Source organism: Pseudidiomarina andamanensis (assembly GCF_009734345.1).
Taxonomy (GTDB): domain Bacteria; phylum Pseudomonadota; class Gammaproteobacteria; order Enterobacterales; family Alteromonadaceae; genus Pseudidiomarina; species Pseudidiomarina andamanensis.
The window spans coordinates 1,739,910-1,754,839 of sequence record NZ_CP032551.1; the positions used below are offsets into that span (position 1 = coordinate 1,739,910).

12 protein-coding genes are annotated in these 14,930 nt (G+C 49.0%); 8 read left to right on the top strand and 4 right to left on the bottom strand.

All coding sequences use genetic code 11. The annotated features are described in order from the left end of the window. Positions 1 to 77 precede the first annotated feature (77 nt). Positions 78 to 722 carry a thiopurine S-methyltransferase gene (gene tmpT / locus D3795_RS08225; protein WP_156267799.1) on the bottom strand — a complete coding sequence of 215 codons (645 nt, stop codon included), beginning with the start codon at positions 720 to 722 and terminating at the stop codon, positions 78 to 80. Positions 723 to 803: 81 nt separating this feature from the next. Here tmpT and D3795_RS08230 point away from each other — a divergent pair, with 81 nt between their 5' ends. Further along, positions 804 to 2,609 carry a histidine kinase gene (locus D3795_RS08230; RefSeq protein ID WP_156267801.1) on the top strand — a complete coding sequence of 602 codons (1,806 nt, stop codon included), beginning with the start codon at positions 804 to 806 and terminating at the stop codon, positions 2,607 to 2,609. A gap of 2 nt (positions 2,610 to 2,611) precedes the next feature. On the opposite strand, the gene D3795_RS08235 is transcribed toward D3795_RS08230, so the two are convergent. Further along, positions 2,612 to 3,922, bottom strand: coding sequence for a hypothetical protein (locus D3795_RS08235; RefSeq protein ID WP_156267803.1), 1,311 nt, complete (start codon positions 3,920 to 3,922; stop codon positions 2,612 to 2,614). Positions 3,923 to 4,145: 223 nt separating this feature from the next. Here D3795_RS08235 and narL point away from each other — a divergent pair, with 223 nt between their 5' ends. The 4 genes from narL (at position 4,146) to D3795_RS08255 (ending at position 8,035) form a co-directional block, all read left to right on the top strand. Continuing rightward, positions 4,146 to 4,790: a two-component system response regulator NarL gene (gene narL, locus D3795_RS08240; RefSeq protein ID WP_156267805.1), complete on the top strand. Its 645-nt coding sequence runs from the start codon at positions 4,146 to 4,148 to the stop codon at positions 4,788 to 4,790. 78 nt (positions 4,791 to 4,868) lie between these two features. After that, positions 4,869 to 6,458: a thiamine pyrophosphate-binding protein gene (locus tag D3795_RS08245; RefSeq protein ID WP_156267807.1), complete on the top strand. Its 1,590-nt coding sequence runs from the start codon at positions 4,869 to 4,871 to the stop codon at positions 6,456 to 6,458. A 52-nt stretch (positions 6,459 to 6,510) separates the two neighbouring features. After that, positions 6,511 to 7,854, top strand: a complete 1,344-nt coding sequence (trhP, locus tag D3795_RS08250; protein WP_156267809.1) for a prephenate-dependent tRNA uridine(34) hydroxylase TrhP — start codon at positions 6,511 to 6,513, stop codon at positions 7,852 to 7,854. Continuing rightward, on the top strand, positions 7,838 to 8,035 hold the full coding sequence (locus D3795_RS08255; protein WP_156267811.1) for a YfhL family 4Fe-4S dicluster ferredoxin: 198 nt from the start codon (positions 7,838 to 7,840) through the stop codon (positions 8,033 to 8,035). Before trhP ends, D3795_RS08255 begins: the two co-directional genes overlap by 17 nt. Here D3795_RS08255 and D3795_RS08260 read toward each other — a convergent pair. Beyond that, positions 8,032 to 9,120 (bottom strand): threonine aldolase family protein, encoded by a 1,089-nt coding sequence (locus D3795_RS08260; protein ID WP_156267813.1) that lies wholly within the window; start codon positions 9,118 to 9,120, stop codon positions 8,032 to 8,034. The genes D3795_RS08255 and D3795_RS08260 overlap by 4 nt on opposite strands. 167 nt (positions 9,121 to 9,287) lie before the next feature. Here D3795_RS08260 and katG point away from each other — a divergent pair, with 167 nt between their 5' ends. Together katG and D3795_RS08270 are read left to right on the top strand one after the other, a co-directional pair. After that, a complete protein-coding gene (katG, locus tag D3795_RS08265; RefSeq protein WP_156267815.1) occupies positions 9,288 to 11,444 on the top strand; it encodes a catalase/peroxidase HPI in 2,157 nt (718 codons plus the stop codon). Positions 11,445 to 11,564: 120 nt separating this feature from the next. Next, the gene (locus D3795_RS08270) at positions 11,565 to 12,692 is read left to right on the top strand and encodes a GGDEF domain-containing protein (protein WP_156267817.1); all 1,128 of its coding nucleotides are present in this window, start codon (positions 11,565 to 11,567) and stop codon (positions 12,690 to 12,692) included. An 11-nt stretch (positions 12,693 to 12,703) separates the two neighbouring features. Here D3795_RS08270 and D3795_RS08275 read toward each other — a convergent pair whose 3' ends face one another. Continuing rightward, a complete protein-coding gene (locus D3795_RS08275) occupies positions 12,704 to 13,552 on the bottom strand; it encodes a LysR family transcriptional regulator (RefSeq protein WP_156267819.1) in 849 nt (282 codons plus the stop codon). A gap of 197 nt (positions 13,553 to 13,749) precedes the next feature. On the opposite strand from D3795_RS08275, the gene D3795_RS08280 reads away from it, so the two are divergent. After that, on the top strand, positions 13,750 to 14,925 hold the full coding sequence (locus tag D3795_RS08280) for an acyl-CoA dehydrogenase (protein WP_156267821.1): 1,176 nt from the start codon (positions 13,750 to 13,752) through the stop codon (positions 14,923 to 14,925). The last annotated feature ends 5 nt before the right edge of the window (positions 14,926 to 14,930 follow it).

The following is a 14,930-nucleotide window of genomic DNA, read 5'->3' on the forward strand; positions in this document are numbered from 1 at the left end:
GTGTTGTTGTCCGTGGTAACCCCACGGTGATGTTAGCCCGAGACCTCCCAACCGTCTCGGGCTTTTTTTTGCTTGTTTTAAGCCTTGTACTTCGGTGACAACAGATAACCACGCTCCGTAACATTCGCATCGCCGCCAAGGGTGAAGCCCGGCAGTAATGGCAATACTTCAATAGCGTAATTATCCTGATAGCTTGTTCGTATTTCGTCGGTATGTATGGCGAACGGTGGGCCTTTCCAATAACCTTCTGGGTATTCAACCATCACTAATAAACCGTTGGCTGCTGATGGTAATATATGTTGTAAATGGTCGATGTATTTGGTTCTGATTGCGGGCGGTAACGCCACCATGGCCGCACGATCGTACCATGCTGCCACTGTTTGCAAATGCGCTTCGCTCAGGTCAAAGAAGTCGCCTTGATAAATGCAGATACCCTCTGCGCGATACGCTGTGAAAGGGCCTTCTCGGCTGGTTCGATACGGCAAGTTATGCTCAGTGAAAAATTCTTGAATTGCCACCTCGCTCAGTTCGATACCAATGACCTGATAGCCTTGCTGAAGCAGCCATTGCATATCGAGCGACTTGCCACACAATGGCACAAAAATTGTTGAGCCAGTTTGAGCAACTGATTGGATTTGAGCCGTTAACAACGGGTGGACATCACGGCGATGAAAGCCGATTTCCCGCTTCTGCCAGCGTTCATGCCAAAACTCATGTTCCATTTGCAACTCCGTATTCGCACATCAGAACGTTTGGCGTTAAACTATACAGTCGCAAGCGCAAACCGCAACAATGCAGGTGTTATGAATAAATTTTCAATTGTTACACGTATCGGAATCGCTCTCAGTGCCATGGTGGGATTAACTATCTTGACGCTCTTGGCTTCCTATTGGCTGTCAGAAAAAGCCGACCACGATGCGTTAGCTATTAATGTTGCGGGGTCACTGCGCTATCAAGCCTATCAGTACAGTTGGCATGTCATGCACTCGCCCGAAAAAGCTGCGACGGTTGCACAGGCACTCAACGAAAGCTGGCATCACAGTGTGTTCAATCGCTTTCAGCATGAGCAAAGTGCTCTCACCGAATTGTATCGAACAACCCAAGCCAGTTGGCAAGGGTTTCAGCAGCGCGTCGAAAGCGGCGAGATTCCAGCCAACCGCTTAATGAATGAAATTGAACCACAAATTGATCAAATCAATGCGTTTGTCACGGCCATTCAGCAAGATGCTGAAACTCGTATTCGCTCGATTCGCTCCATTCAGGTTTTGAGTTTATTTGCCAGCATTGGCTTAGCGTTTGTTATTTTTTATTGGTTACGCACGCGTGTTCGCTATCCGTTAGAAGTGTTAACCCAAGCGGCACGCCGCATTGGCCAAGGTGACTTTACTGCGCGCGTTAAACATCCGATGCGCGACGAGCTCGGCGTATTGGCGGGTACTTTAAATAAAATGAATGAAGCCATTGGCTTTATGTATGGCAACCTTGAAAAGCGCGTGGACGAGCAGACTCAAGCCATTCAAAAATCAAATATTCGTCTGCAATTTTTGTACGACACCGCACGCATGATTATTGAGCATTCGCCGGGTTATCACGATTTCACCGAAATTGTGAATGGCTTAAAACAAGCATCCGAAGTGGATGATATTGAGCTTTGCTTAATCACCGAAGCTGGTAACAAGCCTTATCTGCAGGTACAACCTATCGGCGCACCATTTGACCCTTGTGAAGGCGTCGACTGTAGCCAGTGTGTGAATGCCGGTGCCGGTGTTTCAATCCAGGACAATCAGCGTATTTATCGCTTTGCCATTGAGCGTGAAGATCACAGTTATGGTGTGCTCGTGGCACGCTGTCCGTTATCAGAACAACTCAACGATTGGCAGCAACAGCTAATTCAATCGGTTGCTGACCAGCTGGCAGTAGCTCTCAGTTTGAAACAAGAAGAGGAGCAGGTACGGCGTTTAGCGCTTATTCAAGAGCGTACGGTGATTGCCCGTGAGTTACATGATTCGTTAGCGCAAGCCCTGTCTTATTTAAAAATTCAGGTGACGCGTCTGAACAAAGCCATTGAAAAAGATAATCGTGAAGTGATTGAAGATGTCGCTGAAGAGTTGAAAGAAGGCTTGAATGCAGCTTACCGTCAACTGCGCGAACTGTTGACCACCTTCCGCTTAAAAGTGGATGGCGCCGGTTTGCTGCATGCGCTACAAACAACCATGCAACAATTTGGCGAGCAGTCGGATATTACTTTCCGCTTAGATTACCAGTTGGAGAATACGCCACTGGTGCCGCACGAAGAAATCCACTTGCTGCAAATTATTCGTGAAGCTTGCCAAAATACCATTCACCATAGCCAAGGCTCAGATGTGGTGGTGCGATTATCGCAAGATGACCAGGAGAAAATTCACCTGAGCATTGAAGATAACGGTATTGGTATTCCAGAAAATGCCGAGAAAATGAACCATTACGGTTTAGCGATTATGCAAGAACGTAGCCGTCATTTAGGTGGGATTATTTCAATTCAGCGCCGTGATGTGGGTGGTACCGGCGTGTATTTTGAATTCACGCCTCAGTACATTTTGGAACGCCAAAGCGAGCCCTATCCGGCTTAACATTATGGGTTGTAAAACTCGCTTTGGTTCCGCAGATACATCACGCTGACCAATACTGCGCACAACAGATAGAAAGCAGCGAAAACAAACAGCGCAATGCCTGGTGTGGCATGGGTACTATTAATGTACCAGAGTGCAGGAATATAAGCGGCGCCCGCCGTTGCGACTGCAGTTAGCCAGCGCAGCGTCAGTGGTAACTGTTCGAATGGCAGCACCACACTCACGCTTCGGAAGATTGCGCTACTCGCAGCACCGGTAGCAATGAAAATCACTAAAAATACCAATAAATACCCAAGAAACCACTGCTCTGGTAACGGGCTCTGGCTCGCCTGATAGGTAATTACGCCCGCCACAACGCAACTCAGTGTGAGTACCAGTGCGCACCACAAAGTGACTTTCGCTCCGCCAAATAAATCCGCTAACCAGCCGCCAAACGGACGCGCTAACACGCCCAGTAGTGGACCAATCCACGCGTATGTCAACGCACTTGGCGCATAGGTTGCACTAAAGGTTTGTAGACTCAGCGGAAAAGTAATGGTGAAGCCGATAAACGAGCCAAAAGCCATCAGGTAAAAGAGTGTCATTAACCACGTATGTTTATTGCGCAAAATAGTGCGGTAATGTGTCCGATTCGTTAAACTTCCAAGTGGTGGCGTTGACTCTGTCGTAGAGGGTCTGGCAACTTGCCAAGTAATCGTCGCCAATACTATTGCCGCAACAATTAGCCAACCAATGTTGGCTAAATAAAGCGGCGCACCGGGGGCAATAACCCCAACGATGTCGCCGCTTCCATGCGCTGTGAACCAAGGTGTAGCCCCAAATAAATTGAGGCTAGAAAGAAATGGTATGGCCGCCTGAGCAACCACAATACCGACACCGGCGATACCCGCGTTTACCGCAAGTGTCCAGCCCAGACCGGTTTGATCAATTTTGTCGTTGCGGGTAAATGCAATAAATTGTGCCCCACCAAAGCCACAGGCAGCGGCCAGCCATTGCAGTGCGGTGTATGACAATGGCGGATTCATTAGCAGCCAGATCATGGCAATAGTTGGTAACAATAACGCAGCCGTACTGAGATAGATAAAGCGAGCTTGCATCGCACGCTCACCTAGCCAGAAGAACACAAAATGCCATATTGTTGCGCTCAATCCGGAAATAGCGAGCAAGCGGTACAGTTGAGCGAAACTAAAGCCAGCGTCAACGGTGAATAATTGCACCACTAACACACTGAGACTCATCCACAGCGTCATGCCAACAATCAAGTTGATTGCTGTTGGCTTGTCGACGGTTGAAGATGTGCGCACAGTATTCACGGGCAGCTCCTAGTAATTTTCATGCTATGAACTATGCGTGATTGAACGCAATACAACAATTCAGCGGGAGTGATAAATTGGCAAGGCAGAAGAGGCAACCGAAACTACCCCAAAAGGGATAGTTTGCGCTAATCTGTACTTTGTGGCACAACATTGTGTAACAATACGTGCTTTAGAATACTGATAAAACGCAATAAAAAGCGACGCAAACAAGGAGCTTGTCATGTCGGACACCCCCGCTAGCATCATGCTTGTGGATGATCATCCACTGCTGCGCAAGGGTTTGAAACAGCTGATTTCTCTCGAGGATGGCCTAGAAGTTGTTGCGGAGTGTAGCAACGGCGCAGATGCCTTGGAAAAAGCTGAAGAGCTTGACCCTGATCTGATCATTCTTGATTTAAACATGCAAGGCATGGATGGCCTCGAAACGCTGAAACGCATGCGCGATAACGGTGTGACGTCTCGCATTGTCATGTTGACGGTGTCTGATGCGGATGAAGATGTGGTGACCGCCATTACCAACGGCGCCGATGGCTACTTGTTGAAAGATATGGACCCAGAATTATTGCTGGATCAAATTCAACGCGCCATTGAAGGCAAAATGGTTCTTAGTGAAGCTATTACTGAGGTGCTGGCAACGGCATTGCGCCGTCCATCTGCACCGACCGCCAGTAAACTCGACGGCTTGACCAATCGCGAACGCGAAATTCTAGAACTGATAGCCAAAGGTATGAGTAACAAAGTGATTGCACGTGAACTCGATATTTCTGATGGCACCGTGAAAGTGCACGTGAAACACCTACTGAAAAAGCTGGGTTTACGCTCTCGAGTGGAAGCGGCAGTTTGGATGGTGAACCAAGACCTATAAGCTTATTGATGCACGTCAAAGCTTTACTTTTTAAATCAGCCCACACTTGTGGGCTGATTTAGTTATGGAGCCTTGATCATGCAACTTGGTGCACTGCTTACCCAATCACTGCGCCACAGCGGAGTGAACGAATTATTTGGTATTCCTGGTGATTTTATTTTGCCGCTGTTACAGCAGTTACAAGATCAACCTGATGCTCTCCCGTTTTATTATTTAACCCACGAACCTGCCGCCGTATATGCCGCTGATGCTGCGGCTCGCTGCGCTAATCGCCCAACCGCCGTAGTCTTAACCTATGGCGCTGGGGCACTTAACGGCGTCAATGCGGATGCCCAAGCCTACGAAGAATATGTGCCACTAATAATTATTGCTGGCTACCCAAGTGTGAAAGAAGTGGCATCTGGTCTACAAATCCATCATCAAGCCAAAACGATTGATTCGCAACGTACTATCTTTACCGAAATTACCTGCGCACAAGTTCGTTTAGATAATCCAGATACCGCTGCGAATGAGCTTCAATCCGCATTACAACAATGTCAGCGAAACTCTCGTCCAGTGTTGATTGAAATACCGCGTGATGCCGTCGATTTTAACTTGAAGGCAGCGAAAGTCGTGCTGCATGAAACGCCACAAGCGGTTGATGAACTGGCCTACCAACGGCTGGTTGAAGCCTTGGGTACAGCGCGACGCCCAGTAATTTTAAGTGGTGTGAACGTGCGCCGCAGCGGTGCCCAATTCGCACTAGAGCGACTTGCCGAGCAGTTCAATATTCCAATTGTGACTACCTTACTCGGGCGCGCCAGTGTGAACCCCGAACACAGCTGTTATGGCGGCGTATTCTGCGGCGCACAAGACACTCGAGCTTGCCAGTTGATATATGATGCCGATCTTGTGTTAGCCATTGGTGTGGTTTACACCGATAGTAATTTCAGTGCGCATCAGGCGCTAATTCATGCCGAACACTTTCATCGAATCGACTTTCCGAAGCAACCGCTAAAGCTATTCTGTGCTCGTCTTGCCAGTGAACCATTGCCTCTTTTTGATCACCGTGATTTAACGCCGATACAGCAGCGAGAGACGACCAATTTTAGTGCCGACACCGTGGTGCGTGAAATTCATCAGCAGCTTAGCCGCCAACGCGCGATTGTGCCCATCATTAGCGATGTTGGCGACTGCTTGTTTGCATCTCTACAAGCGACACCTTCAGAATTCTTGGCACCCGCTTACTATGCCTCAATGGGATACGCCGTTCCGGCTGCACTTGGGGTTTATGTGACGAGCCAACGACGCCCGGTGGTATTGGTTGGTGATGGCGCTTTCTTAATGACCGGTTTAGAGCTCGCTCACAGCTTGCGTTATGGCTGCCGACCAATTGTGGTGCTGTTTAACAACCACAAATGGGACATGATTGCGGCATTTGCGCCAACACTTAAAGCAACCGCGCTACAGCATTGGCAATTCCCCCAGCTGGCTGAATCCATGGGGATTCATAGCTTGCGTGCGCATGACCAACAAAGCTTCGCAGCTGCCTTTGCGCATGCTTGGGCTGACCCCGATCGCGCCCACCTGATTGATGTATGGCTACCAGAAAATAGCCGCACGGCGCGACTTCAACAGTTCGCTCAAACGTTGACGGCGATCAACAAAACGGGCGCCAGCGAGGTATAAACTACCCGGTCAAAATTCCAGCCACAACCGACTGCAGTTACACAAGGGTGTTATGTCATCACATCAAACCGGACCAGAATTATTGAGCCCAGCCGGCAGCATCAAAGCGATGCGCCTTGCATTTGCTTACGGTGCCGATGCTGTTTATGCCGGCCAACCTCGCTATAGCTTGCGTGTACGCAACAACGAATTTGATTTGCCCCGCCTTGAGCAAGGCATCAACGAAGCGCACGCGCTGGGTAAAAAGTTCTACGTGGTGGTGAATATTGCCCCGCACAACGCCAAGCTTGTTTCATTTGTAGAAGATATGGCTCCGGTGGTGGCCTTAAAGCCAGATGCGCTCATTGTGTCTGATCCTGGCATTGTTATGTTGCTACGCCAACATTATCCCGAGCAAGCATTGCATTTAAGCGTACAGGCCAATACTGTCAACTGGGCGGCGGTGCAATTCTGGCAGCAGCAAGGCATTGAGCGAGTAATTTTGTCACGTGAACTTGAAGTACGTGAGATTGCTGACATTCGCGAGAAATGTCCGGATATGGAGCTTGAAGTATTCGTGCACGGTGCGTTGTGTATGGCCTATTCTGGCCGTTGTTTGCTATCTGGCTACTTCAATAAACGCGACCCCAATCAAGGCGCTTGCACTAATTCGTGTCGCTGGCCATATCAGGTGCATGATGCCGAAGAAGACGCGGTAGGTCAGTTTAATCCTATCGACACGCCAGTGCTACTAACCGAGCCACAGCGTCCTGGTGAATATATGCTGATGGACGAGGACCTGCATGGCACGTACATCATGAATTCCAAAGACTTGCGTGGCATTGAGCACGTTGAGGCGTTAACCCGTATGGGGGTGCACTCACTGAAAATTGAAGGGCGCACTAAGTCACCTTATTACGTTGCACGCACCGCACAAGTATATCGCCAAGCGATTGATGATGCGGTGGCCGGCAAACCATTTAACCGAGGTTTATTAGCTGACTTGGAGGGCATGGCGAATCGGGGTTTCACTGAAGGCTTCTTGCGCCGCCACGTGCCCAGCGACACGCAAAACTACGATACCAGCCATAGCTTGGGTGAACAGCTCTTGGTAGGGGAAGTGCTGTCGGTTGAAGGCGCTGATGCTTATGTTGATGTCAAAAATGCCTTTGCTGTCGGCGATACACTGATTTTGATGAAACCATCAGGAAATGTGACCTTTACACTGAGCGCTATGCGCGATGCACAAAACGAACCTTTGCCCCGTGCCGCCGGTGCTGGCCGCCAGGTTCACGTGCAATTACCAATTGAGTTAACCGATGATGATGCACACTTCAGTATGCTCATTAAGATTGGCGAACACAAACCGCAACAAACGATTCCAGTGGTGGAGGTGACCAATGCCTGTGGTGATTGATAGCGATTGCATTAACTGCGACATGTGCGTACCCGAGTGCCCTAATGACGCCATTGCCATGGGCAAAGAGCACTACATAGTAGACGTGAACAAATGCACCGAATGCGAGGGCTTCTACGATGAACCCGCTTGCATTCCGGTTTGCCCGATTGAATGCATGACGTTAGTTCCTGACGCTTAAGCTTGCAAGCAAGCACTCAGGTGCTCACGCCAGAACTCTGGTGCTTGCTGCATGGTACGGCGACCCACGCTGATTTCGCAAATACACTCATTATTTATAAGGGCGCGCGGTAACGGCAGAACAACCACACCTGTTGTATTCGCATAATCAGTGATTGCATGAATCAACGTCTCTTCTTCGCGGTCAATGTGCAAGTGGAACATGGCCGCTTGCGGTTGCTTGGGGTTCACACGCACACCATCAATGGAATCCAGTAACTGACCAAGTTCCCGCGCATAGTGAACGGCGTTATTAATTGCCGCTAAATTATCTTCAAGACCTTTCTCAGCCGCCAAAATATATGGATACATTGATATTAAATTACCGCCCGCGCGACGACTCCAACGTTTTGCCTCCGAAATAAATGCTTCTGTACCCGCCAAAATCGCTCCGGCAATACCACCGATATCTTTGTACAAGCTCACGTAGACCGAGTCAGCAAACTCACAAATTTCTGCCAAACTGCGTTGGTAATACGTTGGACAATGCCACAGCCGTGCGCCATCGATGTGAACGGCAATGCTATGTTTACGTGCCCATGCCACTTGCGCCTGCAAGTCATCCCAAGTCGGTAGTTGACCGCCAATTTCACGCATCGGCAACTCCAGCACAATCGCCGCTAATTCGGTTGTATTCGCTTGTTCTAAGTCGTTCAGTGTTAGCACCTTCTCGGCATTACCTAACAGCAGGCCTTGCAGCCCCCATAGCTGCTGATAACCATCTTGTTCATGCAGCACCAGATGCGATGTTGGGTGCAGCCCAACTTGCTGTTTCTGGCTTGCCTCGCTGTGAATTTTCAGCGCCATCGGCTGTGCCAGCGTTCCGCTTGGCAAAAATAACGCCGCTGGTTTACCAAGCATGTTGGCAATTTTCGCCTCAAAGCTCTCAATCAATGCGCCGCTACCATACACATCTGGCTCAAGAACACTTTCAGAACGCTCGGCAAGTTGTCGCAATACCTGCGCCATGGACTCAGGCGGATGACGCAGTATCGACCACTGCGCCTGACGTGCGGCTTGTTGATAGGCTTGGCGTATATTGGTCATGAGGCTGTCACTTCTACTTGAAATACTGTGCTATTAAACAAAGTTTCATCGAAAAAAGCTATTAAGTTGGTCGTTTTTATTTCCTTTGACTAGACTCATTAAGAGCGTAGGGTAAGGCATTATCATGAAATTTGATGATGCTAACGAATTGAAACGAGGAGTTTTTTATGAGTGACAATGCAGGTAAATGCCCAGTCATGCACGGTGGCAACACTGCGACCGGCAAATCAAATATGGATTGGTGGCCGAATGCCTTGAACTTAGACATTCTGCACCAGCACGACCGCAAGACCAACCCGCTAGATCCTGACTTCAAATATTCCGAAGCGTTGAAACAACTCGACGTTGACGCCTTAAAGAATGACTTAAAAGCCTTAATGACCGACAGCCAAGCGTGGTGGCCGGCCGATTGGGGTCATTACGGTGGTTTGATGATTCGGATGGCATGGCATGCTGCCGGGTCATATCGTATTGCGGATGGTCGCGGTGGCGGCGGTACCGGTAACCAACGTTTTGCGCCATTAAACTCATGGCCCGACAACGTGAACCTCGACAAAGCACGTCGCTTGTTATGGCCGATCAAAAAGAAATACGGTAACAAAATTAGCTGGGCCGATTTAATTATCTTAGCTGGCACCATGGCTTATGAGTCAATGGGTTTACCTGCCTATGGTTTCGCTTTTGGTCGCGAAGATATCTGGCACCCTGAGAAAGACACCTATTGGGGTTCAGAAACGGAATGGCTTGGTAAAACTCGGTACGAAAAAGACGACAGCAAAACGTTAGAAGATCCACTAGCTGCGGTGCAAATGGGTTTGATTTATGTGAACCCAGAGGGTGTCGATGGTAATCCCGACCCGTTACGCACTGCACAAGACGTGCGCGAAACCTTCTTACGTATGGCCATGAACGATGAAGAAACTGTCGCGCTAACCGCTGGTGGTCACACCGTTGGTAAATGTCACGGTAACGGCAAAGCTGAGAACTTGGGTCCTGATCCTGAATCTGCCGACGTTCATGAGCAAGGCTTAGGCTGGAACAATACTAAAACCCGCGGCATTGGCCGAGATACGGTGACTAGCGGCATTGAAGGCGCGTGGACAACCAACCCAACCCAATGGGATAACGGTTATTTCTACTTATTGTTCACCTATGACTGGGAGCTGAAAAAGAGTCCCGCCGGTGCTTGGCAGTGGGAACCGATCAATATTAAAGAAGAAGACAAGCCAGTTGACGTGGAAGACCCATCCATTCGTCGTAATCCGATTATGACGGATGCCGATATGGCCATGAAGATGGATCCAGAGTATCGCAAGATTTCTGAGCGCTTCTACAACGACCCAGAGTACTTCTCAAAGGTATTCGCTCGTGCTTGGTATAAGCTGACGCACCGCGACATGGGGCCATTAGCTCGTTATTTAGGCCCAGATGTTCCGCAGGAAGAATTGATTTGGCAAGATCCGATTCCTGCTGGTAACAAGGACTATGACGTTGCCGCAGTGAAAGCGAAAATTGCTGACACGGGGCTGTCCGTTGCTGAACTTGCGGCAACCGCATGGGACAGTGCGCGCACGTTCCGTGGCTCAGACCTTCGCGGTGGCGCCAACGGTGCACGCATTCGTTTAGCGCCACAGAAAGACTGGGAAGGCAATGAGCCGGAACGTCTTGCCAAAGTGTTGAGTAAGCTTGAACCGATTGCACAAGCAACCGGCGCCAGCCTTGCTGATGTGATTGTACTTGGCGGTAACTATGCGGTAGAACAAGCCGCAAAAAACGCCGGCTTCAACATTGAAGTGCCATTTGCACCAGGCCGCGGCGACGCCACTGATGAGCAAACCGATATTGAGTCGTTTGAGCCGCTGGAGCCAATTCATGATGGCTTCCGCAATTGGTTGAAGAAGAACTACTCCGTGCAACCGGAAGAGTTGCTCGTTGATCGCGCTCAGTTGATGGGGCTAACGGCTCCTGAAATGACGGTGCTGATGGGCGGCATGCGTGTACTTGGCACCAACTACGGCGGTAGCAAGCACGGTGTGTTTACCGACCGTGTTGGCAGCTTAACCAATGACTTCTTCGTGACGCTCACTGATATGCGTTACAAGTGGGAGCCAACTGGCCGTAATAGTTACGCGATTAAAGACCGTAAAACTGATGAAACCAAATACACCGCATCACGCGTCGATTTGGTGTTTGGCTCGAACTCAATTTTGCGCTCATACGCCGAACTCTATGCGCAAGACGATTCACAGGAAAAGTTTGTCAACGATTTCGTTAAGGCATGGACCAAAGTGATGAATGCAGACCGATTTGATATCGCTTCTTAGTTAGTTGGAATATTCGCGCTCTGTCATTGAGGCAGAGCGCGAATGTAAGTTCGATTGTGCGACATTGGTTAACAGGCTATTCTGGCTTCTCGTTGTTAGATATTTTAAGAGATTCGTGAGTTGATTCATCTACCCACATTGATCATTACAACAGTCATTCTCAATGTTGTACTCGGTATAACGCTGTTCGTTATTTACCGAGCTCTTCCTGCGCAAAAAAGTTTCAAAACCTGGGCAATCGCGTGCTTTTCGTTTGCATTAGCCAATATTTTGGTCAGTTTACGAGGTACGATTGATCAACCATTGCTGACAATTGTGGTTGCCGACCTACTAATTATTAGTGTGCCATTACTCGCCTTACACGGTATGCGGCAGTATCGGCAGCAAATCGACGTTCCTCGAACGGGGATGATCGTCACTATGGCGATCAGTGCGATATTACTGCTGAGTGCGCACGCCACAGAATATATCGCACAAACGGTAACCGCGGTTTTATGTGGCGTCATTTATCTCTTTGCCGCGAATTATCTTCGACATATTCGCCCCACACCACGAATTACTCGTCATTTGTTGATGGGCTTGTTCGGTATCCATGGTTTACTCATGCTACTTATGGCGAGTTCAGCGCTGCAGCAGGCGGACCCCAGCAAATCATTATTTACTTTCCTGCTGATGGCGCATTTAATCATGACGACCATGACGACGCTGCTATTCCCAGTACTGGCTTTTTCACACAACGAGCGTCGCTTGTTAAAAATCGCGCACTTAGACGAACTAACTGAATTATTTAATCGACGCGCTTTTTTTGAGCACGGAGCCTTGCTTCTTGCACAGAATAAGCAGTTAGAAAAACCGTCATGCATTTTGATGATTGATCTTGATCACTTTAAATCGATAAATGACCAATTTGGTCACGCAACCGGTGATGCTTGCCTACGGCATGTGGCGGAAGTTATTCGTAAAACCATGCGCGAACGTGACGTTGCTGCGCGTATTGGCGGCGAAGAGTTTGCGATTGCTTTGTCAGATGTTGACCGTCAACAGGCAGAAATGATCAGTCAGCGTTTAGTCGAACATATTGCAGCACACGCTTTTCATTTCGATGGTAACGATATTGAACTGACGGTAAGCCTAGGGGGCATTTTGAGTACGCGAAGCCGACGAGCTTTGAGTGATTTACTCAACGATGCCGATGCCGCACTTTATGCTGCCAAAGCAAGTGGTCGCAACCAGTTTAAATTTGCCTGACCCCGCACCAATTAGGCTGTCGACTGGCTACGTTGCTGGCATAGCACACGTAGCCAATCTAGCGCCGGCTGACCCGCTTTTGATCGTGGAAATGCGAGGCCAATCGTGCGTTGTAAAGGAATACCTTCTAATGGCCGCAACACCACATCTTGACGGTCATGTAACACCTCGAAGTCGGGTACTAACGCGACACCGACACCGGCAGAAACCAAGCCGAGCGCATATTCAATCGTATGAATGTCAGCACGAATATCTGGCTGGATGCCGTTGCGTATCAATTCCGGATAAAACTGTGACCACGCATCGCACGGTGTGCGTTTGATCAGTGCCAAACCATCAAAATCTTCCAATTGTAAGCTCTGCTTGAGCGCTAACGGATGCCCCGCTGGTAACGCAATCAAGAAGTGGTCAGTCCAAATGGGCAAAAACTGTTCACCGGCTTTGAGCATTTTCGGGGTAATAATGCGCGCGTCGGCATCATCTTCCGGTTCTACCAAATGCAACTCAAGCCCCTCCACACCAGCACTGAATTCACGCAACAACTGACTCATACGCTCCACGCCCAGTGCACGAATTAGGCCCAAGCGAAATTGTACCCGTTTCACGCTATGTCGAAACGAGGCTTTCAGCGATTGCATTTGGCTGAGCAAACGCCCCGCATGACCGTATAAACGTTCGCCATCTTCAGTTGGCGTCACTCCTCGCGATTGCCTAACGAACAACGCCGCGCCCAACTCATCTTCCAGTTGCTGCAATGCAGTTGACAAGCTTGGCTGCGCAACATGACAGGCACGTGCCGCGGCGCTAATACTGCCGTTTTCATACACGGCCACGAAGTAATTTAGTTGTCGCAAATCCATAGGTAAAAGCTATAGCTGGTTTAGTTTTTATATGATTTAACTTTACAACAAACAGGAGTAAAGTGAGAACAAATAAAAGCGTTATTGGTTTTTCGTTACTCGTTATTCGATTAGGACAAACCGATTTAAATTCTAGATCGAATAACGAATAACGATTAACGAATAACGATTAACGTCTCTTAAACTGAGGATTTTCCATGGCTCGTTTTCCTTTTGACTGGCAAGACCCATTCCAATTTTCATCCATGCTGACTGAAGAAGAACGCATGATTCGCGATACCGCCCATCAGTACTGCCAAGAAAAACTGATGACACGGGTGCTTACGGCCAACCGTGAAGAGCGCTTTGATCGTGAGATTATGAACGAGCTAGGTGAACTGGGATTATTGGGTGCGACATTGCCGGAAAAATACGGCTGTGCGGAAGTAAATCATGTGTGTTATGGCCTCATTGCACGTGAAGTTGAGCGCGTGGATAGCGGTTATCGTAGCGCTATGAGTGTGCAATCGAGCTTAGTGATGCACCCGATTTATGCCTACGGTACCGAAGCGCAACGTATGAAATATTTGCCGAAGTTGGCAAGCGGCGAGTGGGTTGGTTGTTTTGGTTTGACCGAACCGGATGCCGGCTCTGATCCGGCCAGCATGCGTACAACAGCGAAGAAAGTTGACGGCGGTTATGTGCTAAAAGGCACGAAGATGTGGATTACTAACTCGCCGATTGCCGATGTGTTTGTGGTGTGGGCGAAGCTTGATGGTGAAATTCGCGGCTTCGTACTTGAGAAAGGTATGAAGGGTTTGTCGGCGCCTAAAATTGAAGGCAAATTCTCATTGCGCGCGTCAATTACCGGCGAGATTGTAATGGATAACGTCGAAGTACCAGAAGACGCTTTGTTGCCAAACGTCAGGGGTTTGAAAGGCCCATTCGGCTGTTTGAATAAAGCGCGATACGGTATTGCATGGGGTGCATTGGGTGCAGCAGAATTCTGCTGGCATGCGGCGCGTCAGTACACCTTAGATCGCCATCAGTTTAATCGTCCGTTAGCTGCAACCCAGCTGATTCAGAAGAAATTAGCCGACATGCAAACCGAAATCACTATTGGCTTGTTAAGTTGTTTGCAAGCAGGCCGGTTAATGGATTTAGACCAATTACCACCAGAAACCATTTCATTAATTAAGCGCAATTCATGTGGCAAGGCGCTCGATATCGCACGTGTTGCTCGTGATATGCACGGCGGTAACGGCATTGCCGATGAGTACCATGTCATTCGCCACGTGATGAACCTTGAAGCGGTGAATACCTACGAAGGTACGCACGATGTTCATGCGCTGATTTTGGGTCGCGCACAAACTGGTTTACAAGCGTTCGGTTAAACTCA